Source organism: Vannielia litorea (assembly GCF_900142295.1).
Classification (GTDB): Bacteria; Pseudomonadota; Alphaproteobacteria; order Rhodobacterales; family Rhodobacteraceae; genus Vannielia; species Vannielia litorea.
Map to the genome: position 1 here is coordinate 2,687,360 of NZ_FSRL01000001.1, position 24,545 is coordinate 2,711,904.

Here is a 24,545-nt window from a genome sequence, read left to right on the forward strand (position 1 = left end):
GGTTCTGGCGGCGGGAGGTCCTCGGGTCAGGCCCGAGGATGACGGGCATGCTCCGTCAGAACATGCGCCCGCCGATGGGCACCGCCTGCCCGGGGCCGAGGAGGACGACCTCGCCGTTCTCGTCGGGAATGCCCAGCACCAGCGCCTCGGACATGAACGGCCCGATCTGGCGCGGCGGGAAGTTGACCACGCCGATCACCTGCCGCCCGACCAGCTCTTCGAGCGTGTAGTGCGCGGTGATCTGGGCGGAGGATTTCTTGACGCCGATCTCGGCGCCATAGTCGACCCAGAGCTTGTAGGCGGGCTTGCGGGCCTCGGGAAAGGGCTCGGCGCGGGTGACGGTGCCGACGCGGATGTCGACCTTCAGGAAGTCGTCGAAGGTGATCTCGCTCATGCGCGCAGCTCCTTTGCTCGGTTGGTGGCGGCCTCGACCGTGCGGCGCATCAGGTCGGGCAGTTCGGGCATCAGCACCTCCAGCCCGGCCTGGGTGGTGCCGTTGGGGGAGGTGACGTTGATGCGGAGTTGTTCGGCCGTCGCGTCCTCCTGGTGGGCCAGCTCCCCTGCCCCGCAGACGGTGGCGCGGGCCAGCGTCATGGCGAGGTCGGGGGCGAGGCCTTGCGCCTCGCCCGCCTGGGCCAGCGCCTCGATCATGTGGAACACATAGGCCGGGCCGGAGCCGGAGACGCCGGTGACCGCGTCGATCTGGTCTTCATGGTCGAGCCGCACGACCTCGCCGACGGCGGAGAGCAGGGCGCAGGCCATGTCGAGCTGTTCGGGCGTGACCGCGCTGTTGCCGATGACGGCAGAGATGCCGCGGCCCACGGCGGCGGGGGTGTTGGGCATGGCGCGGACCACGGGCACAGCGCCAAGGGCTGCCTCGAAGGCGGCGATGGGGGTGCCGGCGGCGATGGAGACGAAGGTGGTGGCCGGGCCGAGGGCTTTCAGCGCCGGGAGCGCATCGCCCATCATCTGCGGCTTCACGGCGATGATCGCCACGGCGGGGCTTTGGGGCAGCGCGGTGTTGACGCGCACGCCGGCCTGGGCCTTCAGCCAGTCGGAGGGGTGCGGGTCGAGCACGGTGACGGCCTCGGGTTTCAGCCCGCGCGCCAGCCATCCGGCGAGCATCGCCCCGCCCATCTTGCCACAGCCCAGGAGCACCAGCCCGCGTGCGTTGAGTTCATCCATCATGGTTTCGGCCTCACTTGAATGCCGGGCGAGACTACTGCGAGGCGGCGGGGGTGCAACCCGAATTGGGGCCCGACAAACAGACAGCGGGCGCCCCGTGGGGGGAGCGCCCGCTGCGTGGGAGTCCTGCGGTGACGCGGGTCAGGCCCGGCCGTAGGCCTCGGCAATGGCAACCTGCATGGCGTCCTTGGCGGTGCGGTCGCCCCAGACCACCAGCTGCATCGCAGGGTAGAAGCGCTCGGCCGCCGAGACCGCCGCGCCGATCAGCTTGTCGATCTGCTCGGGGTGGGCCATCTGGCCGCCGCCCATGACCAGGCCGTAGCGGTAGACCATGAGCTTCTGCTCGGCCCAGTAGGTGAAGGCCCCGGCCCAGCACATGTCGTTGACCGAGTTCAGCACCTCGTAGAGGGCGCCGTGCTTGTCTTCGGGGGGCTCCATCTCGAAGGTGCAGATGAGGCGCAGGGTCTCGTCGTAGCCCGACCAGGCGAGGGTGATCGAGTAGGTTCGCCACTGCCCTTCGACCGCCATGGCGATCTGGTCGTCCGCGATGCGGTCGAAATCCCAGTCGTGGTGCTCCGCCAGCGTCTCGACGATGTCGATCGGGTGGAGATCCTCGGATTCAAAATAGGATTCTGAGAGTGACATGCCCGGCCCCTTCTGTGTTCGTTCCGCTGGCTCTGCGGCCGCCAGAACTTGTTGCCTGCTCCAAGGGCAGTGGGTTTGGCACCGGCCCTTACAAGATATGGTGCGCGTGAAGGCGGGCGTGTGTAAAGCCAAATCTTGCGGCACAAGGCAATAACTTGTGGACAACTCCAAGGCAGCCACGAAATACGGCGGGTCCGGCAGGGCCAGCCAGGCCGCGCGGACGAAAACGGCGCCCGAGGGGGCGCCGCGCGATCTGCCAGCGGGGGCGGGTTACTTGGAGGCGACGGCCTCCAGCGCGTCGAGCCGGGCCTTGAGGGCCTCGTTCTCCTCGCGGGCCTTCTGGGCCATGGCGCGCACCGCGTCGAACTCCTCGCGGGTCACGAAGTCGCGGTCGACGAGCCATCGGTCCATCCAGCCGCGCAGCGCCGTTTCGGCCTCGTCCTTTGCACCCTGGGCCACACCCATGGCGTTGGTCATCAGTTGGGACAGGTCGTCGAACAGCTTGTTGCGGGTTTGCATGGGGCCTCCTTGGGCGTGGGTCGCACCTGCCGCCGCATATGGGCTTTCGGGGGCGGATTTGCAAGGTTGACACCGCCCGGCCCGCGCGGCCAATTGCGCCCATGCAGGCGCTCATCCCCTTCCCCGACATCGACCCGGCGATCTTTACCATCGGCCTCTTCGGCATGGAGTTTTCGCTGCGCTGGTATGCGCTGGCCTATATCGCGGGGATTCTCGCGGGCTGGCGGATCGGGGTGACGCTGGCGGGCAAGGCGCGGCTCTGGCCGGGCGACAAGGTGCCGATGAGCCGGGACCAGGGCGACGACATGCTGACCTGGATCGTGCTGGGCATCATTCTGGGCGGCCGGCTGGGCTATGTGCTGTTCTACAAGCCTGCCTATTACTGGGCCAACCCGGCCGAGATCATCCGGCTCTGGGATGGCGGCATGGCGTTTCACGGCGGGCTGCTGGGCGTGGTGATCGGGGTCTGGATCTTTTGCGCGCGCAACGCGATCTCGAAGATCAACATCGCCGACCTGCTCGCCGTCTGCGTGCCGCCGGGGCTGTTCTTTGGCCGCATCGCCAACTTCATCAACGCCGAGCTCTACGGCCGCCCGACCGATGTGGCCTGGGGCGTGAAGTTTCCGTCGATGTGCTTCGACCCGATCCGGCAAGGCTGCGCGGTGGCGGGCGAGTGGTTTTATACCGGGGCGGAGGTGGCGCGGCATCCGAGCCAGCTCTACGAGGCGGGGCTCGAAGGCCTGCTGCTGGGCGCGATCGTGCTGGTCATGGCGCTCAAGGGCAGCTTCAAGGTGCCGGGGCTGACGGTGGGCGTGTTCTTTGCCGGCTACGGCATTTCGCGATTCATCGTGGAGTTCTACCGGCTGGCGGACGCGCAGTTCATGACGCCTGACAACCCGGCGGGCCACGTCATGCGGATCGGCGAATGGGGCATCACCAAGGGTCAGCAATTGAGCCTGCCGATGGTGGCGCTGGGGCTCGGGCTGATCCTGTATGCGCTGCTGCGCAGGCGGCGCGCCGCGGCGGCATGACCGGGCTTGTCGCGCGGCTGAAGGCGCGGATCGCGGCGGAGGGGCCGATGCGCATGGATGCCTACATGGCCGCCTGCCTGACCGACCCCGACCATGGCTACTACGTGACCCGCGACCCGCTGGGCGCGGGCGGCGACTTCATCACCGCGCCGGAAATCTCGCAGATGTTCGGAGAGCTGATCGGGCTCTGGCTGGCGCAGGTCTGGACAGACCAGGGCGCGCCGGGGCGGTTCGTGCTGGCCGAGCTGGGGCCGGGACGGGGCACGCTGATGGCCGATGCGCTGCGCGCGGCGGCGCGGGTGCCGGGGTTCGCGGAGGCGGCGCAGCTGGTGCTGGTGGAGGCCTCTCCGGCGCTGACGGCGGTGCAGGCGGAGACCCTGCGGGGCCACGGCCCGCGCTGGGTGGAGCGGGTGGAGGCCCTGCCGGAGGGGCCGCTCTACCTGGTGGCCAACGAGTTTTTCGACGCGCTGCCGGTGCGGCAGTTCATCCGGGTGGAGGAGGGCTGGCACGAGCGCTGCGTGGGGCTGGAGGGCGACGGCCTCGGCCTTGCCACGCGGCCCGTGGAGGCGCCGGAGCTGGCCTATCGGCTGGGCGACACGGCGCCGGGCGACTTGGTGGAGACCTGCGCGGCGGCGGCGGCGATCGCGGGCGAGATCGGCGCGCGGCTGGCGCGGCACCGGGCGGGGGTGGCGCTGATCGTGGATTACGGCGAGGTGCTCTCGAAGGGCGACACGGTGCAGGCGGTGCAGGCCCATGCGCCGGTGGGCGTGCTCGACACGCCGGGCGAGGCCGACCTGACGGCGCATGTGGACTTCGGCGCGCTGGCGGCGGCGCGGGGGCCGGCGGAGGCCGCACCGCTAACGCCGCAGGGGGTGTGGCTGGAGCGGCTGGGGATCACCGCGCGGGCGCAGGCGCTGGCGGCGCGGCTCGAGGGCGAGGCCCTGAGCCAGCACATCGCCGCCCATCGCCGCTTGACCCACCCCGAGGAAATGGGGAGGCTCTTCAAGTGTCTTGCCCTTCATCCCTCCAACACGGCAACGCCGCCCGGTTTTTGACCAAGTGACCCTCGAGATCATCACCTCCCCTGCCCTCGGCCCCGTGGCTCACGGGTTCTTCACCCGCAAGGGCGGGGCCTCTTCGGGCGTGTTCGAGGGGCTGAACTGCGGCGGCGGATCGAGCGACCTGAGCGACGCCGTGGCGCTGAACCGGGCACGGGTGGCGGGCGCGATGGCGGTGACGCCGGAGACGCTGCTGACGGTGCACCAGGTGCATTCGCCCGACGTGGTGACGGTGACCGGCCCGCTCGACGGCGAGAAGCCCAAGGCCGACGGGCTGGTGACGGCAACGCCGGGGCTGGCCATTGCCGTGCTCACCGCCGATTGCCAGCCGGTGCTGTTTGCGGACCCGGAGGCGGGCGTGGTGGGCGCGGCCCATGCCGGCTGGCGCGGTGCGTTGGCCGGGGTGCTTGCGGCCACGGTGGAGGCGATGGAGGCGCTGGGCGCGCGGCGGGAGACCATCGCCGCCGTGATCGGGCCCACGATCAGCCAGCGGGCCTATGAGGTTGGCCCCGAGTTCCTTGACGCCTTTCTGGCCGAAGACCCCGGCTTCAGCCGGTTCTTTGCCGGTGGCGAGGCCGACCGGATGCAGTTCGACCTGCCGGGCTTCGGGCTGCACATGCTGCGCGAGGCGGGCGTCGGCACGGTGGAGTGGACCGGCCACTGCACCTATTCCGACCCCGGGCGATTCTACTCCTTCCGGCGCACCACGCATCGGGGCGAGGCGGATTACGGGCGGCTGATCTCGGTCATCCGGCTGTAATCCTGGCCTAAATGGGGCGCGGGCCGCCCCTTCGGTGCCCCAATGGCGGGCCGAAACAATGCCAGCTTGAGCGCTCCACTGTTTCCGCCACATTCGGGCGGCCTTGTTTTGCAGGCCCGGACGCCGCGCCTCGGTTTTGCCCGAATTCGCCGCGCCGGTTGCGAAAGTTTTCCGAAAAATCTCGTGGATCGCCTAAACAGCGCCGCGTTCCGGGGGGAGATTGTTGATGAAAGGGCAACGAAGCCCGCGGCCACAGAGCAGACGAGCAGGAGCTGGAGAGATGAAGACACGCTGGATCAAGACGACCGCAGAGGCCGCCGAGGCGCTCAAGGTCGAGATGCCCTGGGCACGCGGCACCCGACGCGCGGCGATGATCGCCCGCCGCGAGGCCCGCATGGCCGCGCTCAAGCTGCTCTCGGCCTGAGCCGAAACCGAGTTTCCCTCGCCGGGCTGTCTCCTCCCGGCACAAAGTGCAGCAGCCCGCCGGATGGCCTCCGGCGGGCTGACTGATTCCGGGGCCCGTTCAGGGCGCTCGGCCCGCCCCGCAGAATCAGAATGTGGCAGCCTGGGCCACGGGCGCGAAACAGTATGCCGAGACAGCCGTTGATTGGCCCGGCCGCGGCGCGAAATGGCATCGGAACTTTGACAGCGCGGCGCCTGAGCCGCCATTTTCTTCCTCAAGACAAATCCTTCTGCGCTCTTTGGTGGGGGCCAGCAGATGTGATCGAACCGGAAGGTGGAATCGCATGGTGTACCCTCGCCACCCCGTCGCTGGCCTCGCGACGGACCCTATTCGCCCTCAGGGGCAAGCCTCCTGGACGTCTCGCTCGGACGTTCGCTCGAAACCTCGGCGGGTGATGCCTCTCACCCGCCGATTCGAGGTTTCCTATCTCGCTCCCAACGGTGACATCCGAGAGTTCCAGCGCGTCGCGCCGGCCACGCCGCTGTTCGAGGATGCCTTCTCGACCTTGGGCCGCGGCGCCCTGATCTCGACCACAGAGGGCCTGGTCGCCGTGGAAGACCTGTTGCCCGGCATGCTGGTGGAAACCCTGCAAGGCCCCAAGCCGCTGCTCTGGATCGGCTCGATGACCGTGTTCCCCGACAGCGGCGAGCTTGCCGCCCGTGCGCCGGGCCACGAGCCGCAGAAGATGCTGCGGATCTCGACCGACACCTTCGGCTTCGGCCGCCCGGTCCATGACCTCATGCTCGGCCCGCGCGCGCGGCTGCTCTACCGCAGTTCGTGCTGCATGGAGGCGGTGGGCACCGACGAGGCCTTTGCACCGGCCCGCGCCTTCGTGGACGGGGTGAACGTGGTGGAGATCTCGCCGCTTTCGCCGCAGCGGGTGTGGCAGCTGTGCTTCGACGGCCAGCAGAGCTATTTTGCCCATGGCGTCGATGTGGAGAGCTTTCACCCCGGGCCGAAATCCGAGGCGCTGCACGACCGCGAGATGGCGGCGCTGTTCCTCGCGCTCTTCCCGCATGTGGAGCGGTTCGAGGACTTCGGGCCGATGGAGGTGCCGCGGCTCACCGCTTTCGAACTGGAAAACCTGCGCGTCGCCTGAGCCGGCACGGCAGGATGCAGCACGGCGGCCCCGCTCCCTCGGCGGGGCCGTTGCCGTTTGCGGGGGTCAGGCGGTTTTGGCCAGCCGGGCCTCGAGCACGTCGAAGGGCACGCCGGGATCGTCCTTGGCGACGCGGATCACCAGCGAGGTTTTCACGCTGGCCACGTTGCGCGCGGTCAGAAGCTGGCCGGTGAGAAAGCTCTGGAAGCTGGACAGGTCGGGCGCGACGCATTTCAGGATGAAGTCGATCTCGCCGTTCAGCATGTGGCACTCGCGCACCAGCGACCAGTCGCGGCAGCGCTGCTCGAAGGCGGCCAGATCGCTCTCGGCCTGGCTGTTCAGCCCGACCATGGCAAAGACCTGCACCTCGAAGCCCAGCTCGCGGGCATCGACATCGGCGTGGTAGCCCTTGATGTAGCCGGCATCCTCCAGCGCGCGCACCCGGCGCAGGCAGGGCGGCGCGGAGATGCCGACCTTCTCGGCCAGCGCGACGTTGGTCATCCGCCCGTCGGATTGCAGCTCCGACAGGATGTGACGGTCGATTTCGTCGAGCTTGGATGTGGCCATTTACCCCTCCGGTTTGCCGTTTTGTACGCTGGAGCGTCGCGGTGCGCAAGAATGTTTCACATTTGCGCAAGAACCGGAACAGCAGGACGGGGTTGCGCCTGCCGCCCTTCCTCTCGCCGGACCTGCGGCCTATATGGCCTGAAGCAAACGATTCCTGAGAGGCAAGGGGGCCGCCATGAGCGAGACGCGCCACACCAAGACCCTGATCATCGGTTCCGGCCCGGCGGGCTACACCGCAGGCGTATACGCCAGCCGCGCGATGCTGGACCCGATCCTCGTGCAGGGCATCGAGCCGGGCGGCCAGCTGACCACCACCACCGAGGTGGAGAACTGGCCGGGCGACACCGAGGTGCAGGGCCCCGACCTGATGGTGCGGATGGAGGCTCACGCCAAGGCGATGGGCTGCGAGATCATCGGCGACATCATCGTGGAGCTCGACACCGAGGCCCGGCCCTTCGTGGCGAAGGGCGACTCGGGCACCACCTACACCGCCGACGCGGTGATCCTCGCCACCGGCGCACGGGCCAAGTGGCTGGGGCTGCCGAGCGAGGAAAAGTTCAAGGGCTTCGGCGTGTCGGCCTGTGCCACCTGTGACGGGTTCTTCTATCGCGGGCAGGAGATCGTGGTGATCGGCGGCGGCAACACCGCCGTGGAAGAGGCGCTCTTTCTGACCAACTTCGCCAGCAAGGTCACGCTGATCCACCGACGCGACGAGCTGCGGGCGGAGAAGATCCTGATCGACCGGCTCTTGAAGAACCCCAAGATCACCCCGCTCTGGCATCATGTGCTGGAAGAGGTCGTGGGCGAGGACAACCCGCTGGGCGTGGAGGCCGTGCGGGTGAGGCACGTGCAGACCGGCGAGATCACCGAGATCCCGGCCAAGGGCGTGTTCGTCGCCATCGGCCATGCGCCCGCGACCGAGCTGGTGAAGGGCAAGCTGGAGCTGCACAACGGCGGCTACGTGAAGGTGAAGCCCGGCTCGACCGAGACCTCGATCCCCGGCATCTTTGCCGCGGGCGACCTGACCGACCACAAGTATCGGCAGGCCGTGACCTCGGCCGGCATGGGCTGCATGGCCGCCCTCGACGCCGAGCGCTGGCTGGCCGAACGGGGCGAGGCCGCCGAGCCTCAGCCGCAGGCCGCCAACGAGCCCGCCAGCGCCTGACTTTATCTTGCGCCGCCGCCGCGCCGCCCTTCCACGGGCGGCCGGCGCAACCTATGTGATGGCAGCGGCGTTATGCGCCGGGTGTTTCTTGCGCGCGGTGCAACATGGCGGTGATCGCTGACTTCGTCTCGGACTGGCAGGTGGCGATCGCCCTTGGCCTGGTCGGGCTGCTGATGCTTCTCTTCGTGCTCGAGCTCTACCCGCCCGAGGTGCCAGCCGCCGGGGTGGCCGCGCTCTTCGTGGCGCTGGGCTACGTCGACGGCAAGGAGATGCTTGGCGTCTTCTCCAACTCCGCCCCTCTGACGGTGGCGGCGATGTTCGTGCTCTCGGGTGCGCTGGTGCGCACGGGCGTGCTGGAGGCGGTCTCGGACGCGGTGATCGCGCGGTCGGCCAGCCACCCGCGGCGGGCGCTGGTGCTGATGGTGCTGGTCACGCTGCTGGCCTCGGCCTTCGTCAACAACACGCCGGTGGTGCTGGTGCTGATCCCGGTCGTCATCCGGCTGGCGGGCGCGCTCGGCGTGGCCTCGACCCGGCTGCTGATTCCGCTCAGCTATGTCGCCATTCTCGGCGGCACCTGCACGCTTATCGGCACCTCGACCAACCTCGTGGTCGACGGCGTGGCGCAGGAGCAGGGGCTGGAGGCCTTCTCGATCTTCGAGATCACGCCGGTGGGGCTGGTGGTGGCGGCCACCGGGATGGCCTACCTGCTGCTGGCGGGTCGGTTCTTTTTGCCGTCGCGGCCCGACAGCGACCCCGAGGACCTGATGGGCGAGTCGGTCTACATCACCGAGGTGGCGGTGCTCGACAACGGGCTGGTGGGCAAGCCGCTGGGCCAGGTGCCGGCGCTGAACCGCACCGGCATGAAGGTGACCGGCCTCAAGCGCAGGGGCGAGACCCGGCGGACGGGGCTGGCGGAGGAGGTGCTGGAGGCGGGCGACCGGCTGATCGTGACCGCCACCACGTCGGAGTTGCTCACCCTGCACGAGGAGACCGGCCTGCAGGTGGGCCTGCGCCGGGGCGACCGTTACGAGGGCGAGGTGGCCCGGGTGGAGGTGGTGGTGGCGCCGCAGAAGGCCCACGCGGGCCGGAGCCTGCGGGAGATGTCGCTGGGGCGGCGCTACGGGGTGCGGGTGCTGGGTGCCCATCGCCACGGGCACATCGCCGGGCCGGACCTCGGCTCGGTGCAGCTGCGCGCCGCCGACAAGCTGCTGCTGGAGGGCCCGCCCGAGGCCTTCTCGACGCTGGAGGAAGAGGCGCAGCTGGTCTCGGTCAGCCGCCCGGTGGGCCGGGCCTTTCGCCGTGGCCGCGCGCCGCTCTCGCTCATCGCGCTGGCGGGCGTGGTGGGCTTTGCCGCCTTCGGGCTGGCCGACATTGCCACCCTGTCGATGATCGCGGTGGCCGCGATGCTGATCCTGCGCTGCATCGACGCCGACGAGGCCTGGGGCGCCCTCGACGGCGCGATCCTGGTGCTGATCTTCGCCATGCTCATCATCGGGATCGGCTTGCAGAACACCGGCGCGGTGGAGGCGATCGTGGGCCTCGTCTCGCCCGTTCTGGCCACGATGCCGCCGGTGATCGCGCTTGCGCTGGTCTACCTGCTGTCCTCGGTGCTGACCGAGCTGGTCACCAACAACGCGGTGGCCGTGCTGCTCACGCCCATCGCCATCGGCCTGGCCGCCTCGCTGGGCGTGGATGCGCGGGCGATGGTGATCATCGTGATGTTCGGCGCCTCGGCCAGCTTTGCCACGCCGATCGGCTACCAGACCAACACGCTGGTCTACGGCGCGGGCAACTACCGCTTTGCCGACTTCCTCAAGGTGGGCGTACCGATGAACATCGTTGCCGGGCTGGCGACGGTGCTCGCGGTCTGGGTGCTCTATCTCTGAGGCGGCACCAGCGGGCGCGGTTTTTCGGCAACAACGCGCCTTTCGGGCAGGTTTAGGGTTTTCTTTACGGCTCTGATGTCAGATGTGTTCATCCGTGAACATACTTTGAGTCGCCCGTGATGCCGGACAGCCCGTCTGCCCTCTCTCTGCCGGAAGAAGACCAGCTCTTCCGCCTTCTGCGCCAGCTCGATGCGGCGCCGGAGGCCAGCCAGCGTGTGACGGCCGAGGCGCTCGGCATCTCGCTGGGGCGGCTCAACACCTGGCTGCGCGCCGCCACCGAGGCCGGGCTGGTGAAGGTGACCGAGCGCCCCGGGCCCGACAAGCGCCAGCGCTTCGCCTATGCCCTCACCCTGCGCGGCGCCACCGCGAAGACCCGGCTCACCGACCGATTTCTGGCCAGCAAACTTGCCGAATATGACGCCCTGCATGCCGAACTGACCGGCACCGCCAGCGGCCTAGTCCCCCTCAAGCACAGGAGTAACCCGATGCAGAACAACCTCGCGCCCATCCCCGAGCTCTACGTGTCCTACGAGAGCGCCCAGAAGCTGAAGGTGGAGGCCGGAGAGCTCATCTCGCACGATCTGACCCCCCGCCAGATCTGCGACCTCGAACTGTTGATGAACGGCGGCTTCAACCCGCTGAAAGGCTTTCTGTCGGAAGAGGATTACGACGGCGTGGTCGAGGCCATGCGGCTGGCCGACGGCACGCTCTGGCCGATGCCGATCACCCTCGATGTGAGCGAAGCCTTCGCCGAGGGCATCGAGCTGGGCCAGGACATCGCGCTGCGCGACCAGGAGGGCGTGATCCTCGCCACCATGACGGTGACCGACAAGTGGGTGCCCAACAAGGCGCGCGAAGCCGAGAAGGTGTTTGGTGCCGACGACCAGGCCCACCCGGCGGTGAACTACCTGCACAACAAGGCCGGCGCCGTCTATCTCGGCGGCCCGATCACGGGGCTTCAGCAGCCGGTGCACTACGACTTCCGCGCCCGCCGCGACAGCCCCAACGAGCTGCGCGCCTACTTCCGCAAGCTGGGCTGGCGCCGCGTGGTGGCGTTTCAGACCCGCAACCCGCTGCACCGCGCGCACCAGGAGCTGACCTTCCGCGCCGCCCGCGAGGCCCAGTCCAACCTGCTCATTCACCCGGTGGTGGGCATGACCAAGCCCGGCGACGTGGATCACTTTACCCGCGTGCGCTGCTACGAGGCGGTGCTCGACAAGTACCCCTCGGCGACCACCACCATGAGCCTGCTGAACCTCGCCATGCGGATGGCCGGCCCGCGCGAGGCGGTCTGGCACGGGCTGATCCGCAAGAACCACGGCTGCACCCATTTCATCGTCGGCCGCGACCACGCCGGCCCCGGCAAGAACTCGAAGGGCGAGGATTTTTACGGACCCTATGACGCGCAGGAGCTGTTCAAGCAGCACGAGGCGGAAATCGGGCTCGAGATGGTCGACTTCAAGCACATGGTCTACGTGCAGGAGAAGGCGCAGTACTACCCGGTCTCCGAGGTGCCCGAGGGCTCGACCGTGCTCGACATCTCCGGCACCGAACTGCGCCGCCGCCTGGCCGAGGGGCTCGAGATTCCGGAGTGGTTCTCCTTTCCCGAGGTGGTGAAGGAGCTGCGCCGGACCCGTCCGCCGCGCTCCAGGCAGGGCTTTACGGTGTTCTTCACCGGCTTCTCCGGCTCGGGCAAGAGCACCATCGCCAATGCGCTGATGGTGAAGCTGATGGAGATGGGCGGCCGCCCGGTGACCCTGCTCGACGGCGACATCGTGCGCAAGAATCTCTCCAGCGAGCTGGGCTTCTCCAAGGAGCACCGCGACCTGAACATCCGCCGCATCGGCTACGTGGCCTCCGAGATCACCAAGAACGGCGGCATCGCCATCTGCGCGCCGATCGCGCCCTACGCCACCACCCGCCGCGCCGTGCGCGAGGATGTCGAGAGCTACGGCGCCTTCGTGGAGGTCCATGTGGCCACCACGATCGAGGAATGCGAGCGGCGCGACCGCAAGGGGCTCTACAAGCTCGCCCGCGAGGGCAAGATCAAGGAGTTCACCGGCATCTCCGACCCCTATGACGTGCCCGAGAACCCCGAGCTGCGGGTCGAGACCGAGAACGTGGACGTGGACAACTGCGCCCACCAGGTGCTGCTCAAGCTCGAGCAGATGGGGCTGGTTGCAGGCTGAGCTGTCACAGGCCGGGGCGGGCACCGCCTGCCCCGGTTTGCGCCATGCGGCCGGGGTGCTGTTCACCGCCGAGGGCTAGCGTGGCGCGAGCAGTGATGCAGATGCGCTTTGGCGCAACGTGATCGACGGGGCCGACAACCCTGCGGCCAACCTCAGATGCGCCGAACTCATGCGGGACGAACACGGGGTCTGGACCCCTTGAAGGCCTAGTGCACCGTCACCGGGGTCATGTCGTGCTGGCGGGCCAGGATGAAGGCCAGCTGGCGGCCCTGCACAAGGGCGAGGCGTTCGCCCTCGGTGTTGTGCACCGCGTAGATCTCGCCCGAGGCGCGGGCCTGGGCGCGGACCTCTTCGGGCAGGTCGTCGGCCTCGACCTTGCGCACGTAGACGATGGGCCGACCAACCAGGGTTTCTTCCGTTTCAGCAAACTTCGTGTCCATTACACGTCTCCTTGACTTGGCCTCTTCTCTGGCCATCGCGCCGGACCGCCGCGCTCAGGCGCGCTCGATCCGGATGGTCTGAACCACCGTCTCGGGCTCGGCGCGGGTGAGATCCACGTGCAGCAGCCCGTTCTCCAGCTTCGCCCCGGCGACCTCGACGCCTTCGGCCAGCACGAAACTGCGCTGGAACTGGCGCGCGGCGATACCGCGGTGCAGGAACACCCGCCCCGCGTCATCCTCGGTCTGGCGGCCGCGAATGACGAGCTGTGACTCCTCAACCGTGATGGCGAGATCGGGTTCCGCGAAACCTGCCACGGCGAGGGTGATGCGATAGGCATTCTCGCCGGATTGCTCGATGTTGAAGGGGGGATAGCCCTCGTTGCCCGACTTGGCGGTTCGCTCGACCAGCCGCTCGAGCTGCTCGAAACCGAGAAGAAACGGGTGGGACCCGAGTGTGAGTTTGCTCATCTGGCACAGCCCTTTGCAAGAAGCGACGATGCGAAACGCGGCCCCGTCCTGGCGACCACGGGAGAAATATGGGGGCGGAGGAGGCGATGGGCAAGGGCCGGGCATTGAGTGGAAGGCCCGAATCTCTATAGTCGGCACACTGACCCCGGATCGAAGACCGCCGCGCATGAAATCGCCCGAAGAAATGAACCACGAAGAGGTGCTGCGGGTGAAGCTCGCGGTGCTGAAGCGGGAACACCGCGACCTCGACGACTCGATCCGCGCGATCCAGAGCAGCGGCACCGGCGACACCTTCACCCTGCAACGGCTGAAGAAGAAGAAGCTGGCCCTGAAGGACGAGATTGCCCGGATCGAGGACGAGCTTTATCCCGACATCATCGCCTGACATTGCGTAACCGGGCGGCGCGGCTATAAAGGCCGCTCTTTCGAGGGACGAGGAGCCGTGAGCATGGCAGAGCCGCAAGTGGGCATCATCATGGGCAGCCAGTCGGACTGGCCGACGATGAAGCACGCCGCCGATGTGCTGGACGAGCTGGGCGTGGCCTGGGAGGCGAAGATCGTCTCGGCCCATCGCACGCCGGACCGGCTGTGGAGCTACGGCAAGGCGGCGGCGGGCCGGGGGCTGAAGGTGATCATCGCAGGCGCAGGCGGGGCGGCGCATCTGCCGGGCATGATGGCCTCCAAGACGCGGGTGCCGGTGGTGGGGGTGCCGGTGCAGACGAAGGCGCTTTCGGGTGTGGATAGCCTCTATTCCATCGTGCAGATGCCGCGAGGGTTTCCGGTCGCGACCATGGCGATTGGCGAGGCGGGCGCGGTGAACGCGGGGCTGATGGCGGCGGGGATCCTGGCGGTGTCGGACGAGGCGCTGGCCGAGCGGCTGGAGGCCTGGCGCGCGGCGCTCTCGGCCTCGATCCCGGAGGAGCCTTCGGATGTCTGAGCCGCTGGCGCCGGGGTCGGTGATCGGAATCCTGGGCGGCGGACAGCTGGGGCGGATGCTCTCGGTCGCCGCCGCACGGCTGGGCTACAAGGCGCATGTCTTCGAGCCGGGCGCGGCCCCGGCGGGCGACGTGGCGGCCAGGGTGACGCGGGCGGGATATGACGACGAGGCGGCGCTCAGGGCCTTTGCCGATAGCGTGGACGTCATCACCTACGAGTTCGAGAACATCCCGACCGCCGCGCTCGACGTGCTGGAGGCGATCCGCCCGATCCGGCCGGGGCGGACAGCTTTGGCCGTTAGTCAGGACCGTCTTATCGAGAAGGCCTTTTTGAGAAACCTGGGTTTGAAGACTGCTCCTTACGCCGCCGTTGCATCCGGCCGGGAGATGCAGGCAGCCCTGGACGCGGTGGGCGCACCCTCAATTCTTAAGACCCGACGAATGGGCTACGATGGCAAGGGACAGGTTCGTATCTCCGAGCCCGATGACGCCATGGACGCATGGGTCGCAATGGACGATGCAGAGTCGATCCTGGAGGGCTTCGTCGACTTCTCGCTGGAGGTCTCGGTGATCGCGGCGCGGGGGCTGTCGGGCGAGGTGGTGTGCTTCGACCTGGGCGAAAACGTGCACAGGTCCGGTATTCTGGCCACCACGACGGTGCCGGCCAAGCTGCCGCCCCGGCTGGCGGTGGATGCCGCGCTCATGGCCGGCAAGATCCTGAACGCGCTCGATTACGTGGGCGTCATGGGGGTGGAGCTCTTTGTCACGCCGGGGCAGCTCATCGTGAACGAGATCGCGCCGCGGGTGCACAACTCCGGCCATTGGACGCAGAACGGCTGCGCGGTGGACCAGTTCGAGCAGCATATCCGCGCGGTGGCAGGCTGGCCGCTGGGCGACGGCAAGCGGCACTCGGACGTGGAGATGGAGAACCTGATCGGGAATGACATCGACCGCGTGCCCGAAATCGCGCGGGAGCCCCATGCGGCGATCCATCTCTACGGCAAGGCCGAGGCCCGGCCCGGGCGGAAGATGGGGCATGTGAACCGGGTGAAGCCGGTTACTCGGTGATCTCCTTCAGGCCCATCGCCACGGCGTCGGCATAGCTCAGCGACGGATCGAAGGCGCCGGTTTCGAGAAAGGTCAGCACCTGCGCCATGACGACCGGGTTGGTCATCATGAAGGTGTGGGTGACGGGCAGCGCGATCCAGTCGGCCTCGCCCTCCACGTGGGTCCGGTCGACGGCGACCTTGCTGTCATCCGGGCCGGGGATCAGGGAGGAATAGACCGGGTTGAAGCTGAGGGTTCCGGCGATGATGCCGGGGCCGAACCAGGCCGCGCCGAGCTGTTGCGGCACGCTGGCCGCATCGGTGCCGAGCTGGTCGCCCGCCGGGCCGTTGACAGCCTCGAAGAGCGCCCAGTCGGAGAGCTCGTCGACCAGTTCGCTGCCCTCGTTGGGCGGCCCCATCATCACCACCCGGCCGAGGCGCTCGGGGCGGGCCTCCTCAAGCCACATGCGCAGCAGGATGCCGCCCATGGAATGGGTGACGAAGTGCACGCGCGCGCCCTCGCAGGCCTGGTAGGCCTCGGGGACGGCGGCGACCAGCTCTTCCACGGGCTGGCGGGTGGAGGGGTAGCCCTGGTTGACCGTGCTGTAGCCCGCCTCGGAGAGGGCCAGCTCCAGCGGCGCCATTGAGCCGGTGCCGCGGGCGAGGCCGTGGAGCAGCACGACGCAGTCCCCCGCGGCGGCGGCGGGGAGGGCCAGGAGGGAGAGGCAGAAGGCGAGGATCAGGCGCATGGAGAGCAGATAGGCAGCGCGGCGGGGCCTTGCCAGTGGCGCGCCGCAGCGTCACGGTGCGGCCATGCCCATTCGCCTCGCCACCCGTGCCGTCATCGTGGAGAACGACCGCCTGCTCATCGTCAACGCCTGGGCCGACCCCAGGGTGCAGCTCTGGTGCGCGCCCGGCGGCGGGGCGGAAATGCACGCCTCGCTCCCCGACAACCTGGCGCGGGAGGTGCATGAGGAGACCGGACTGGTGGTGAAGGTCGGCCCGCCCTGCCTCGTGAACGAGTATCACGAGCCGGCCACGGGCTTTCATCAGGTGGAAATCTTCTTTAGGTGCAAGGTGTTGGAGGGGGAGTTGCGGGAGGACTGGCAGGACCCGGAGCGGGTTGTCACCCGGCGGCGCTGGGTCAGCGCGGCGGAGCTGGCCACCCTGCCCCACAAGCCCGACAGCCTGGGCGCGGTCGCCTTCAGCCGCGGGTTCGGCTACGACCCGCTGGAGCCGCTGGCGCGGTGACCGCGAGGGCGATGCCCCCCACCACCACGGCCCCCGCGACCACCAGCTTCCAGCTGAGCGCCTCGCCCAGCAGCAGCGCCCCGGCGGCCACGGCGATGACCGGCACCGAGAGCTGCACCACGGCGGCTGTGGTGGTTTCGATCCGGGGCAGGACGGCATACCAGAGCGCGTAGCCCAGCCCCGAGGTCAGTGCTCCGCCGATCACCGCCAGCGCCACGCCGCCCGGAGCGGGCCAGCCAGGGAGGGCGGCGAGCGTGGCCAACGCCACCAGCGGCAGGCACCAGGCGAAGTTGGCGGCGGTGGCGGCGAGCGGGTCGGCCGCGCCGCGCCCGTCGAGGGTGTAGAAGGCCCAGCCGATGCCGGCCACGATCATCAGCGCCGCACCCGCGGGATCGACGGCAAGACCGCCGCCGGGCCAGAGCAGCGAAGCCAGCCCGGCGAAGGCCAGGGCCGCCCCGGCAAGGCGCTGCGGCCCGAGCGCCGCGCCGCGCAGGGCCGCGACGGCGAACATGGTCACCTGGATCACCCCGAAGAGGATGAGCGCGCCCAGGCCCGCGCCGAGGGTGAGATAGGCCAGCGAGAAGCCCAGCATGTAGGCGGTGAGGGAGAGCGCGCCGATCACCGGCACCGGGCGCAGGGCGAGCCCCCTGCCCCGCAGCGCCAGGAGCAGCCAGAGCATGGCCGCGCCCGAGCCCACCCGGATCAGGGCATAGCCCAGCGGGTCGATCAGCCCGCCCTCCACCGCCGCACGGTTGAGCAGGGAGTTGGCCGCGAAGGCTGCCATGGTGACGGCGACGAGAAGGGCAAGGCGCATGGCACAGCCATAACCCGCGCGGCGGAGGCGCAAAAGCAAAGAGGGCGCCACGGGGGCGCCCTCTCCGAATTTTGTCTCTGACGAGAGCAGCTTACATCATGCCGCCCATGCCGCCCATGTCGGGCATGCCGCCACCGGCGCCGGCGCCTTCCTTGGAGGGCTTGTCGGCCACCATCGCCTCGGTGGTGATCAGCAGGCCGGCCACGGAGGAGGCATCCTCCAGCGCGGTGCGGACCACCTTGGCGGGGTCGATTACGCCGAATTTGAACATGTCGCCATATTCCTCGGTCTGGGCGTTGAAGCCGAAGGTCTTGTCGGAAGACTCGCGGATCTTGCCAGCCACCACGGAGCCGTCGACGCCGGCGTTCTCGGCGATCTGGCGCAGCGGAGCCTCGAGCGCCTTCGCCACGATGGCGATACCGGCGTTCTGATCGGAGTTCGCGCCGGTCAGGCCTTCGAGCACCTTGGCAGCCTGGACCAGGGCCACGCCGCCACCGACGACGACGCCTTCCTGCACGGCCGCGCGGGTCGCGTTGAGCGCGTCATCGACGCGATCCTTGCGCTCCTTCACCTCGACTTCGGTCATGCCGCCGACGCGGATCACGGCAACGCCGCCGGCCAGCTTGGCCACGCGCTCTTGCAGCTTCTCGCGGTCGTAGTCCGAGGTGGTCTCTTCGATCTGCTGACGGATCTGGGTGACGCGGGCCTCGATCTCGGCCTTCTCGCCGTGACCGTCGACGATGGTGGTCTCGTCCTTGGTGATCGAGACGCGCTTGGCGGTGCCGAGCATGTCGATGGTGACGTTCTCGAGCTTCATGCCGAGATCTTCCGAGATCACCTGGCCGCCGGTCAGGATGCCGATATCCTGGAGCATGGCCTTGCGGCGGTCACCGAAGCCCGGAGCCTTGACGGCGGCGATCTTCAGGCCACCGCGCAGCTTGTTCACGACGAGCGTGGCCAGGGCCTCGCCCTCGACGTCCTCGGCGATGATCAGCAGCGGCTTGCCCGACTGGATCACGGACTCGAGCAGCGGCACCATCGGCTGGAGCGAGGAGAGCTTCTTCTCGTGCAGCAGGATCATGCAGTCTTCGAGCTCGGCGACCATCTTCTCGGGGTTGGTCACGAAGTAGGGCGACAGGTAGCCGCGATCGAACTGCATGCCCTCGACGACCTCGGTCTCGGTCTCCAGGCCCTTGTTCTCCTCGACGGTGATGACACCCTCGTTGCCGACCTTCTGCATCGCGTCGGCGATCTGCTGGCCGATCTCGGCTTCGCCGTTGGCGGAGATGGTGCCGACCTGGGCCACTTCGGCGCTGTCGTTCACTTCACGGGCGGCGTCCTTGATGGCCTGAACCACCTTGGAGGTCGCGAGGTCGATGCCGCGCTTGAGGTCCATCGGGTTCATGCCCGCGGCGACCGACTTCATGCCTTCCTTGATGATGGCCTGGGCCAGCACGGTGGCGGTGGTGGTGCCGTCGCCGGCCTCGTCGTTGGTGCGGGAAGCGACTTCCTTCACCATCTGGGCGCCCATGTTCTCGAACTTGTCCTCGAGTTCGATCTCCTTGGCGACCGACACACCGTCCTTGGTGATGCGGGGCGCGCCGAAGGATTTTTCGAGCACGACGTTGCGGCCTTTGGGGCCGAGGGTCACCTTCACCGCGTCGGCGAGGATGTTGACACCCTTCAGCATGCGATTGCGGGCGTCGGTGTTAAACTTGACGTCTTTGGCTGCCATGTTCAGCTCCTTTGAATTGTGTGAGTGGGATCAGACGATCAGGCGGCCTTGGCGGCCTTGGCACCGGTGATGATGCCCATGATGTCGGATTCCTTCATGATCAGCAGCTCCTCGCCGTCGATCTGGACTTCGGTCCCGGACCACTTGCCGAAAAGAACGCGGTCGCCCGCCTTCACATCGGGGGCGATACGGTTGCCGGCTTCGTCACGGGCACCGGCGCCGACGGCGACGATCTCGCCCTCGGCGGGCTTTTCCTTGGCGCTGTCGGGGATGATGAGGCCGCCGGCGGTCTTTTCGTCGGACTGCACGCGGCGGACGACAACACGGTCATGAAGCGGGGTAAATGCCATCTCTGAACGCTCCTTCGTTCGAGGTTGATTCCTGCGTTAGCACTCACCGGGGGCGAGTGATAACGGAGCCGATGTAAGGAGGTCACCGGCGCGAGTCAACCGGAACGAGGCGGAAAATTCGACCTAACCGCGCTCGTCCTTGGGAGAGCCCACGACGACATAGGTGGTGATCGAGTTCACTTGCGGCAGGGCGCCGAGGATATCGGTGTGAAAGGTCTTGAAACTTGCGATGTTCTCGACCTCGACACGCAGCAGATATTCGATGGTGCCGGTCACGCCGTGAACCTCCCTGACCTGCGGGGCCGCCATCATCGCGCGTTCGAAGGCCTCCTGGCTCTGCTTGCTGTGCACCGAAAGGCCCACCCCGAGAATTGCGACAAACCCCTGCCCCATCGCGGAAGGGTCGAGCACGGCGCGGTAACCCTTGATGACGCCCGAACGCTCGAGCTCCTGCACCCGGCGCAGGCAGGCGGAGGGCGAGAGGCCCACGCGCTCGGCCAGCTCGATGTTGCTGACGCGGCCATCGCGGGACAGCTCCTGCAATATTCGGCGGTTGATGTCATCAATCTTGGTCATTTGTTGCGAACTCTCTGCACCAAACATGCAGAACGCAAGCACATTGCGCGCGAAACCGCGCACAACTTGCGCCATGATCCATGCACTCCTCCCCGCCCTGCTCGCCTTCTGTGCCGTCAGCACCGTCACCCCGGGGCCGAACAACATGATGCTGATGGCGAGCGGGGCCAACTTTGGCTACCGCCGCACCCTGCCGCACATGCTGGGCATCGCGCTTGGCGTGGCGGGGCTGGTGCTGGGCGTGGGCACGGGGCTGATGGCGCTGTTCGACCTCTGGCCCGCGAGCTACACCGCCCTGAAGGTCGCCGCAGTGGCCTACATGCTCTGGCTCGCCTGGAAGATCGCCAACGCGGCGACGCCGGAAGGGGCCAGCGCCGGCGGGCGGCCGCTGACCTTCCTGCAGGGCGCGGGGTTTCAATGGGTGAATCCGAAAGCCTGGAGCATGGCGCTGACCGCGATCACCGTCTACGCGCCCGACCGGACGCTGGCTTCGGTGGCCCTGGTGGGCGCGGCCTTTGCGCTTGTGTCGCTGCCGCTCATCAGCCTCTGGGTGGTGGCCGGGCAACAGCTGAAACGCTGGCTCACCTCGCCCGCACGGCTGCGCGGGTTCAACTGGACGATGGCCGCGCTGCTCCTGGGCTCGCTCTACCCGGTGCTGATGTGAAACCGGGCACGACCTGGGGCGTTTGACCTCCGGTCGCGCCGGGCGGCCGCAACGGGACTGCACGCCATGCTCTTTCTGACTGTCGCCGCCGTGTCTGCCGCGCTCATCGCGGGTGCGGCCTGGGGCCTCTGGGGGCGGTTGCCGAAAGGCTTGGAGGGATTCCTGGTGGCGATGGCGGGCGGCGCGCTGATCGTGTCGGTCACGCTGGAGCTGATCGAGCCGGCCTCGCATCATGTTTCGGTGCCTGCGCTCTCACTGGCGGTTGCCGCCGGGGCGCTGGTGTTCACCGGGCTGGACTGGCTGATCGAGAAGCGCACGAAGGGCAGCCAGGGGGCCGGGCTGCTGCTGGCGATCACGCTCGACGGCATCCCCGAAAACCTCGCGCTCGGCGTGGCGCTGATCGGGGCGGGCCTGCCCGAGGTGGCGGCGCTGGCGGGCTCCATCCTGCTTTCGAACCTGCCCGAGGCGGCGGGCGGTGCAAAGGAGATGCGCGAGGGCCGGATGAGCCGGGGCCGCATCATGCTGCTCTGGACCGTCACCGCCTGCGTACTGGCGGCGGCGGCGCTGATCGGAAACCTAGCGCTGGCCGATGCGGGCGACGAGGTGCTGGCGCTGATCCGGGGTTTCGCCGCGGGGGCCGTGACGGCCTCGCTGGCGACGGAGGTGTTTCCGCAGGCCTACCGGGAGGAGCGCATGGGCACCGGCATTGCCGTGACGCTGGGCCTGCTTGCGGCCTTTGCGCTCTCTACCCTTTCGGGCGGGTGACATCGCCCCCTGCCCCGCCTATAAGGCGCGCGACTCCATCCCCAGACACGCAGGCACGACATGACGATCAAGGTTTTTGGCCACAAGTCCCCCGATACCGACAGCACCGGCTCCCCGCTCATCTGGGCGTGGTACCTGACCGAGCACCGGGGCCAGAAGGCCGAGGCCGTGCTGCTGGGCGAGCCCAACACCGAGGCCGCCTTCGTGCTGAAGACATGGGGCTTCGAGACGCCGTCGATCATCAGCGACGTGGCCGAGGGCGACAAGGTGGTGATCGTGGACACCAACAACCCCGCCGAGCTGCCCGACGCGATCAACAGCGCCGACATTCTCCAGATCATCGACCATCACAAGCTGACCGGCGGGCTGGAGACCAAGGGCCCGATCGACATCACCATCAAGCCACTGGCCTGCACCGCGACCATCATGCACAACCTGATGGGCGACAACGCCGACAAGATGCCCGAGGGGATCAAGGGGCTGATGCTGTCGTGCATCCTCTCCGACACGCTGGAGTTCCGCTCGCCGACCACCACCGAGCAAGACAAGGCGCTGGCGCAGGAGCTGGCCGCCGACCTGGGCGTGGACCTGGGCGCCTATGCCAGCGAGATGTTCGAGGCCAAGTCGGATGTGGGCGCCTTCTCGGATGCCGAGCTGCTGCGGATGGACAGCAAGGAATACACCGTGGGCGGCAAGGAGTTTCGGGTTTCGGTGCTGGAGACCACCGCGCCCAAGCTGATTCTCGACCGCAAGGACAGCCTGATGGAGAGCATGAAGGCCGTGGCCGCCGAGGATGGCGCCGACCAGGTGCTGCTCTTCGTCATCGACATCCTGAACGAGGAGGCCACGCTGCTGGTGCCCAACGATCTGGTGAAGACCGTGGCCGAGAAGAGCTTTGGCGCGAGCGTGAGCGGCGACACGGTGGTTCTGCCCGGCGTGATGAGCCGGAAGAAGCAGATCATCCCGGCGCTGAAGGTCTGAGCGGTTGAGCCAGGTCATCGGATCGCTCTCGGAAGTCGCGCATCAGTATGACGCGGCCTTCGTCGACCTCTGGGGCTGCGTGCACAACGGGGTGACGGCCTTTCCGGAGGCCGTGGCCGCCTTGCAGGCGTTTCGCGCAGCGGGCAAGAAGGTGGTTCTGCTGACCAACGCGCCGAGGGCGCGGGCGGAAGTGCAGAAGCAGCTGGTGAAATGGGGCGTGCCGGATGACGCCTGGGACGTGATCGCCACCTCGGGCGATAGCGCGCGGGCGGCGATGTTTCGGGGCGCGGTGGGCCGGAAGGTGTGGTTTGTCGGAACCGATTTCGACCTGACCTTCTTCGAGCCGCTGCACCTGGTGACGGATCCGGTGGAGATCGAACGGGTGGAGCTGGAGGAGGCCGAGGGCATCGTCTGCACCGGGCCGTTCGACCCCTTTGCCGATCCTTCGGTGATGCGACCCCAGTTTCTTTACGCCAAGCAGAAGGGCCTGAAACTGCTCTGCGCCAACCCCGACATCGTGGTGGACCGGGGCGAGAGCCGGGAGTGGTGCGCCGGTGCCCTGGCGCAGCTCTACACCGAGATGGGGGGCGAGAGCCTTTACTTCGGCAAGCCGCATCCGCCGATCTACGATCTCGCGCGGGCGCGGCTGGCGGAGGTGGGAGGCGACCCATCCGGGCCGATCCTGTGCATCGGCGACGGGGTGCTGACCGATGTGAAGGGCGCGATGGGCGAGGGGCTGGATTGCCTGTTCATCTCGGGCGGCCTTGGCGCGCTGGAGACCGGCACCGCGCCGGGGGGCCAGCCGGTGCAGGAGAAGCTCGACGCCTACCTCGCGCATCACCAGATGGCGACCACCTACGCGATCGGCTTTCTGCGCTAGTTCACGTCGGTCCGGATGTAGCGGCGCCCGAGTTCGGCGCCGTCGCGGCGGTGGATCACCGTGCCGCTGTAGGTGCCCCAGGGCCAGCCGGCGGCGGGGGTGCGCTTGCCGTAGGCGCGCAGCACGAAGGGCTGAGCCTTATCAAGCACGTCGGTGTGGCGGCCGATCTCGCCCTCGGGGCCTTCGAAGATGATCTCGATCTCGTCGCCCGGCTCGCCCGCGAAGGCATAACCCCAGATCACCATGGCGGGCGCCTTGGGGGCGGTGACGGCGGCGGTGGGCAGGCCGCTGCGGACCTCGGCGATGGTGGGCACGCGGTCGGTGAGCCCGACGGCGATGAGGCCGCCGGGCACATAGGCCGGGGGCTCCAGCCAGAGGCCGGTGCGCCCGCCGGGCATGGCGCGGGGGGTATCCTCGGTGCTGGTGGTCTCGGGGGCGGTGTCTTGGGTCGCGCCCTCCTCGGCGGGCAGGGCGCAGGCCGGGGCCGGGCCGGGCTCGGGCGCGAAGGGATCGCGCGCCTCGGTGCCCTCGCGGAGCGTCAGGTGGAGGTGCGGAAAGCTCGCGCGGCCCGACATGCCCACCAGCCCCAGCGGCGTGCCCATCGCCACGCGCTGCCCCTCCTCGACCACCACGGACCCCTGCCGCAGATGGCAGTACTGGGTGGTCCAGCCATCGCCGTGGTCGATCACCACGCCATTGCCGCAGTCGCGGCCCTGTAGGTCTGGCGCGTTTTCGGCGAGCGAGGAGATGTCGGCCATGCCGTCGCGGATGCCGAGCACGGTGCCGGGCGCGGCGGCCACCACGGTGACGCCCGCGCTCACCTCGGCGAGGGTGGCCACGGCAAAGTCTGTGCCGCTGTGGCCATCGTTGGCGAGCGCCCCGCAGGCATGGTCCTGCACCGCGCCCTCCTTCGGGTCGCGGTCGAAATACTGCTGGATGTAGCAGCTGCGGCCCAGCGTGCAGTCGACCGGCAGGCCGAGCAGCGGCGGGCCGGCGAGGAGCGGCGAGGGCAGAAGGGAGAGGGCCAGAACGTGCAAAGGGAGCGCCCGTGAGCGCTCCCTGCTGTTGTCTGG

At 68.4% G+C, this 24,545-nt stretch carries 29 protein-coding genes; 16 read left to right on the forward strand and 13 right to left on the reverse strand.

Going from position 1 to position 24,545, the window contains the following annotated elements; all coding sequences use genetic code 11:
• Positions 1–55: 55 nt before the first annotated feature.
• From BUR94_RS13095 to BUR94_RS13110, 4 genes are all read right to left on the reverse strand, one after another.
• Positions 56–394 (reverse strand): tRNA-binding protein, encoded by a 339-nt coding sequence (locus tag BUR94_RS13095; RefSeq protein ID WP_074256650.1) that lies wholly within the window; start codon positions 392–394, stop codon positions 56–58.
• Positions 391–1,188, reverse strand: a complete 798-nt coding sequence (proC, locus tag BUR94_RS13100; RefSeq protein ID WP_074256651.1) for a pyrroline-5-carboxylate reductase — start codon at positions 1,186–1,188, stop codon at positions 391–393. Before proC ends, BUR94_RS13095 begins: the two co-directional genes overlap by 4 nt.
• Positions 1,189–1,326: 138 nt before the next feature.
• Entirely contained in the window at positions 1,327–1,830 is a 504-nt protein-coding gene (locus BUR94_RS13105) for a type III secretion system chaperone family protein (RefSeq protein WP_074256652.1), read from the reverse strand.
• Positions 1,831–2,100: 270 nt separating this feature from the next.
• Positions 2,101–2,349, reverse strand: coding sequence for an accessory factor UbiK family protein (locus tag BUR94_RS13110; protein WP_074256653.1), 249 nt, complete (start codon positions 2,347–2,349; stop codon positions 2,101–2,103).
• A 101-nt stretch (positions 2,350–2,450) separates the two neighbouring features.
• Here BUR94_RS13110 and lgt point away from each other — a divergent pair, with 101 nt between their 5' ends.
• The 5 genes from lgt (at position 2,451) to BUR94_RS13130 (ending at position 6,760) form a co-directional block, all read left to right on the forward strand.
• Positions 2,451–3,380, forward strand: coding sequence for a prolipoprotein diacylglyceryl transferase (lgt, locus tag BUR94_RS13115; RefSeq protein WP_074256654.1), 930 nt, complete (start codon positions 2,451–2,453; stop codon positions 3,378–3,380).
• Positions 3,377–4,435: a class I SAM-dependent methyltransferase gene (locus BUR94_RS13120; RefSeq protein WP_074256655.1), complete on the forward strand. Its 1,059-nt coding sequence runs from the start codon at positions 3,377–3,379 to the stop codon at positions 4,433–4,435. The genes lgt and BUR94_RS13120 overlap by 4 nt, the downstream gene beginning before the upstream one ends.
• Before the next feature lie 4 nt (positions 4,436–4,439).
• A complete protein-coding gene (pgeF, locus tag BUR94_RS13125) occupies positions 4,440–5,198 on the forward strand; it encodes a peptidoglycan editing factor PgeF (RefSeq protein ID WP_074256656.1) in 759 nt (252 codons plus the stop codon).
• A 280-nt stretch (positions 5,199–5,478) separates the two neighbouring features.
• Positions 5,479–5,622, forward strand: coding sequence for a hypothetical protein (locus BUR94_RS20735; RefSeq protein ID WP_175570474.1), 144 nt, complete (start codon positions 5,479–5,481; stop codon positions 5,620–5,622).
• A 433-nt stretch (positions 5,623–6,055) separates the two neighbouring features.
• Positions 6,056–6,760, forward strand: coding sequence for a Hint domain-containing protein (locus BUR94_RS13130; protein WP_074256657.1), 705 nt, complete (start codon positions 6,056–6,058; stop codon positions 6,758–6,760).
• Between the two features lie 66 nt (positions 6,761–6,826).
• Here the strand turns inward: BUR94_RS13130 and BUR94_RS13135 are convergent, their stop codons facing one another.
• Entirely contained in the window at positions 6,827–7,327 is a 501-nt protein-coding gene (locus BUR94_RS13135) for an Lrp/AsnC family transcriptional regulator (RefSeq protein ID WP_074256658.1), read from the reverse strand.
• Between the two features lie 175 nt (positions 7,328–7,502).
• Here BUR94_RS13135 and trxB point away from each other — a divergent pair, with 175 nt between their 5' ends.
• The 3 genes from trxB to BUR94_RS13150 all read left to right on the forward strand — a co-directional run bounded on the left by trxB (position 7,503) and on the right by BUR94_RS13150 (position 12,567).
• Entirely contained in the window at positions 7,503–8,492 is a 990-nt protein-coding gene (trxB, locus tag BUR94_RS13140; RefSeq protein WP_074256659.1) for a thioredoxin-disulfide reductase, read from the forward strand.
• Between the two features lie 104 nt (positions 8,493–8,596).
• Complete coding sequence (locus tag BUR94_RS13145) at positions 8,597–10,378, forward strand: SLC13 family permease (protein ID WP_074256660.1); 1,782 nt, start codon at positions 8,597–8,599, stop codon at positions 10,376–10,378.
• Between the two features lie 119 nt (positions 10,379–10,497).
• Positions 10,498–12,567 (forward strand): bifunctional sulfate adenylyltransferase/adenylylsulfate kinase, encoded by a 2,070-nt coding sequence (locus BUR94_RS13150; protein WP_074256661.1) that lies wholly within the window; start codon positions 10,498–10,500, stop codon positions 12,565–12,567.
• A gap of 206 nt (positions 12,568–12,773) precedes the next feature.
• On the opposite strand, the gene BUR94_RS13155 is transcribed toward BUR94_RS13150, so the two are convergent.
• Positions 12,774–13,007, reverse strand: coding sequence for a DUF1150 family protein (locus BUR94_RS13155; RefSeq protein WP_074256662.1), 234 nt, complete (start codon positions 13,005–13,007; stop codon positions 12,774–12,776).
• Between the two features lie 54 nt (positions 13,008–13,061).
• Positions 13,062–13,475: an Hsp20 family protein gene (locus BUR94_RS13160; RefSeq protein ID WP_074256663.1), complete on the reverse strand. Its 414-nt coding sequence runs from the start codon at positions 13,473–13,475 to the stop codon at positions 13,062–13,064.
• Positions 13,476–13,641: 166 nt separating this feature from the next.
• Here BUR94_RS13160 and BUR94_RS13165 point away from each other — a divergent pair, with 166 nt between their 5' ends.
• The 3 genes from BUR94_RS13165 (at position 13,642) to BUR94_RS13175 (ending at position 15,478) form a co-directional block, all read left to right on the forward strand.
• Positions 13,642–13,860, forward strand: coding sequence for a YdcH family protein (locus BUR94_RS13165; RefSeq protein WP_074256664.1), 219 nt, complete (start codon positions 13,642–13,644; stop codon positions 13,858–13,860).
• A gap of 63 nt (positions 13,861–13,923) precedes the next feature.
• A complete protein-coding gene (purE, locus tag BUR94_RS13170) occupies positions 13,924–14,412 on the forward strand; it encodes a 5-(carboxyamino)imidazole ribonucleotide mutase (RefSeq protein ID WP_074256665.1) in 489 nt (162 codons plus the stop codon).
• Positions 14,405–15,478, forward strand: a complete 1,074-nt coding sequence (locus BUR94_RS13175) for a 5-(carboxyamino)imidazole ribonucleotide synthase (protein WP_074256666.1) — start codon at positions 14,405–14,407, stop codon at positions 15,476–15,478. Before purE ends, BUR94_RS13175 begins: the two co-directional genes overlap by 8 nt.
• Here the strand turns inward: BUR94_RS13175 and BUR94_RS13180 are convergent.
• On the reverse strand, positions 15,468–16,205 hold the full coding sequence (locus BUR94_RS13180; protein WP_074256667.1) for an esterase/lipase family protein: 738 nt from the start codon (positions 16,203–16,205) through the stop codon (positions 15,468–15,470). The two genes, BUR94_RS13175 and BUR94_RS13180, sit on opposite strands and share 11 nt — an antisense overlap.
• Before the next feature lie 64 nt (positions 16,206–16,269).
• Here BUR94_RS13180 and BUR94_RS13185 point away from each other — a divergent pair, with 64 nt between their 5' ends.
• On the forward strand, positions 16,270–16,707 hold the full coding sequence (locus BUR94_RS13185; protein ID WP_074256668.1) for an NUDIX domain-containing protein: 438 nt from the start codon (positions 16,270–16,272) through the stop codon (positions 16,705–16,707).
• Here the strand turns inward: BUR94_RS13185 and BUR94_RS13190 are convergent.
• From BUR94_RS13190 to BUR94_RS13205, 4 genes are all read right to left on the reverse strand, one after another.
• Positions 16,661–17,521, reverse strand: coding sequence for a DMT family transporter (locus BUR94_RS13190; RefSeq protein WP_074257724.1), 861 nt, complete (start codon positions 17,519–17,521; stop codon positions 16,661–16,663). The two genes, BUR94_RS13185 and BUR94_RS13190, sit on opposite strands and share 47 nt — an antisense overlap.
• A 91-nt stretch (positions 17,522–17,612) precedes the next feature.
• The gene (gene groL / locus BUR94_RS13195; RefSeq protein WP_074256669.1) at positions 17,613–19,256 is read right to left on the reverse strand and encodes a chaperonin GroEL; all 1,644 of its coding nucleotides are present in this window, start codon (positions 19,254–19,256) and stop codon (positions 17,613–17,615) included.
• Between the two features lie 38 nt (positions 19,257–19,294).
• The gene (locus tag BUR94_RS13200; protein WP_074256670.1) at positions 19,295–19,606 is read right to left on the reverse strand and encodes a co-chaperone GroES; all 312 of its coding nucleotides are present in this window, start codon (positions 19,604–19,606) and stop codon (positions 19,295–19,297) included.
• Between the two features lie 123 nt (positions 19,607–19,729).
• On the reverse strand, positions 19,730–20,182 hold the full coding sequence (locus BUR94_RS13205; RefSeq protein ID WP_074257725.1) for an Lrp/AsnC family transcriptional regulator: 453 nt from the start codon (positions 20,180–20,182) through the stop codon (positions 19,730–19,732).
• A 73-nt stretch (positions 20,183–20,255) separates the two neighbouring features.
• On the opposite strand from BUR94_RS13205, the gene BUR94_RS13210 reads away from it, so the two are divergent.
• From BUR94_RS13210 to BUR94_RS13225, 4 genes are all read left to right on the forward strand, one after another.
• On the forward strand, positions 20,256–20,846 hold the full coding sequence (locus BUR94_RS13210) for a LysE family translocator (RefSeq protein ID WP_074256671.1): 591 nt from the start codon (positions 20,256–20,258) through the stop codon (positions 20,844–20,846).
• Positions 20,847–20,912: 66 nt separating this feature from the next.
• Positions 20,913–21,611: a ZIP family metal transporter gene (locus BUR94_RS13215; protein ID WP_074256672.1), complete on the forward strand. Its 699-nt coding sequence runs from the start codon at positions 20,913–20,915 to the stop codon at positions 21,609–21,611.
• Between the two features lie 60 nt (positions 21,612–21,671).
• On the forward strand, positions 21,672–22,592 hold the full coding sequence (locus tag BUR94_RS13220; RefSeq protein ID WP_074256673.1) for a manganese-dependent inorganic pyrophosphatase: 921 nt from the start codon (positions 21,672–21,674) through the stop codon (positions 22,590–22,592).
• Between the two features lie 4 nt (positions 22,593–22,596).
• Positions 22,597–23,472 (forward strand): TIGR01459 family HAD-type hydrolase, encoded by an 876-nt coding sequence (locus BUR94_RS13225; RefSeq protein WP_074256674.1) that lies wholly within the window; start codon positions 22,597–22,599, stop codon positions 23,470–23,472.
• Here BUR94_RS13225 and BUR94_RS13230 read toward each other — a convergent pair.
• Positions 23,469–24,509, reverse strand: a complete 1,041-nt coding sequence (locus BUR94_RS13230) for a M23 family metallopeptidase (RefSeq protein WP_175570475.1) — start codon at positions 24,507–24,509, stop codon at positions 23,469–23,471. The genes BUR94_RS13225 and BUR94_RS13230 overlap by 4 nt on opposite strands.
• Positions 24,510–24,545 lie beyond the last annotated feature (36 nt).

Bases quoted from the DNA above. Each gene is read 5' to 3' on its own strand.
- BUR94_RS13095 (WP_074256650.1), bottom strand. From the start codon at position 394: ATGAGCGAGATCACCTTCGACGACTTCCTGAAGGTCGACATCCGCGTC.
- proC (WP_074256651.1), bottom strand. From the start codon at position 1,188: ATGATGGATGAACTCAACGCACGCGGGCTGGTGCTCCTGGGCTGTGGC.
- BUR94_RS13105 (WP_074256652.1), bottom strand. From the start codon at position 1,830: ATGTCACTCTCAGAATCCTATTTTGAATCCGAGGATCTCCACCCGATC.
- BUR94_RS13110 (WP_074256653.1), bottom strand. From the start codon at position 2,349: ATGCAAACCCGCAACAAGCTGTTCGACGACCTGTCCCAACTGATGACC.
- lgt (WP_074256654.1), top strand. From the start codon at position 2,451: ATGCAGGCGCTCATCCCCTTCCCCGACATCGACCCGGCGATCTTTACC.
- BUR94_RS13120 (WP_074256655.1), top strand. From the start codon at position 3,377: ATGACCGGGCTTGTCGCGCGGCTGAAGGCGCGGATCGCGGCGGAGGGG.
- BUR94_RS20735 (WP_175570474.1), top strand. From the start codon at position 5,479: ATGAAGACACGCTGGATCAAGACGACCGCAGAGGCCGCCGAGGCGCTC.
- BUR94_RS13130 (WP_074256657.1), top strand. From the start codon at position 6,056: ATGCCTCTCACCCGCCGATTCGAGGTTTCCTATCTCGCTCCCAACGGT.
- BUR94_RS13135 (WP_074256658.1), bottom strand. From the start codon at position 7,327: ATGGCCACATCCAAGCTCGACGAAATCGACCGTCACATCCTGTCGGAG.
- trxB (WP_074256659.1), top strand. From the start codon at position 7,503: ATGAGCGAGACGCGCCACACCAAGACCCTGATCATCGGTTCCGGCCCG.
- BUR94_RS13145 (WP_074256660.1), top strand. From the start codon at position 8,597: ATGGCGGTGATCGCTGACTTCGTCTCGGACTGGCAGGTGGCGATCGCC.
- BUR94_RS13150 (WP_074256661.1), top strand. From the start codon at position 10,498: ATGCCGGACAGCCCGTCTGCCCTCTCTCTGCCGGAAGAAGACCAGCTC.
- BUR94_RS13155 (WP_074256662.1), bottom strand. From the start codon at position 13,007: ATGGACACGAAGTTTGCTGAAACGGAAGAAACCCTGGTTGGTCGGCCC.
- BUR94_RS13160 (WP_074256663.1), bottom strand. From the start codon at position 13,475: ATGAGCAAACTCACACTCGGGTCCCACCCGTTTCTTCTCGGTTTCGAG.
- BUR94_RS13165 (WP_074256664.1), top strand. From the start codon at position 13,642: ATGAAATCGCCCGAAGAAATGAACCACGAAGAGGTGCTGCGGGTGAAG.
- purE (WP_074256665.1), top strand. From the start codon at position 13,924: ATGGCAGAGCCGCAAGTGGGCATCATCATGGGCAGCCAGTCGGACTGG.
- BUR94_RS13175 (WP_074256666.1), top strand. From the start codon at position 14,405: ATGTCTGAGCCGCTGGCGCCGGGGTCGGTGATCGGAATCCTGGGCGGC.
- BUR94_RS13180 (WP_074256667.1), bottom strand. From the start codon at position 16,205: ATGCGCCTGATCCTCGCCTTCTGCCTCTCCCTCCTGGCCCTCCCCGCC.
- BUR94_RS13185 (WP_074256668.1), top strand. From the start codon at position 16,270: ATGCCCATTCGCCTCGCCACCCGTGCCGTCATCGTGGAGAACGACCGC.
- BUR94_RS13190 (WP_074257724.1), bottom strand. From the start codon at position 17,521: ATGCGCCTTGCCCTTCTCGTCGCCGTCACCATGGCAGCCTTCGCGGCC.
- groL (WP_074256669.1), bottom strand. From the start codon at position 19,256: ATGGCAGCCAAAGACGTCAAGTTTAACACCGACGCCCGCAATCGCATG.
- BUR94_RS13200 (WP_074256670.1), bottom strand. From the start codon at position 19,606: ATGGCATTTACCCCGCTTCATGACCGTGTTGTCGTCCGCCGCGTGCAG.
- BUR94_RS13205 (WP_074257725.1), bottom strand. From the start codon at position 20,182: ATGACCAAGATTGATGACATCAACCGCCGAATATTGCAGGAGCTGTCC.
- BUR94_RS13210 (WP_074256671.1), top strand. From the start codon at position 20,256: ATGATCCATGCACTCCTCCCCGCCCTGCTCGCCTTCTGTGCCGTCAGC.
- BUR94_RS13215 (WP_074256672.1), top strand. From the start codon at position 20,913: ATGCTCTTTCTGACTGTCGCCGCCGTGTCTGCCGCGCTCATCGCGGGT.
- BUR94_RS13220 (WP_074256673.1), top strand. From the start codon at position 21,672: ATGACGATCAAGGTTTTTGGCCACAAGTCCCCCGATACCGACAGCACC.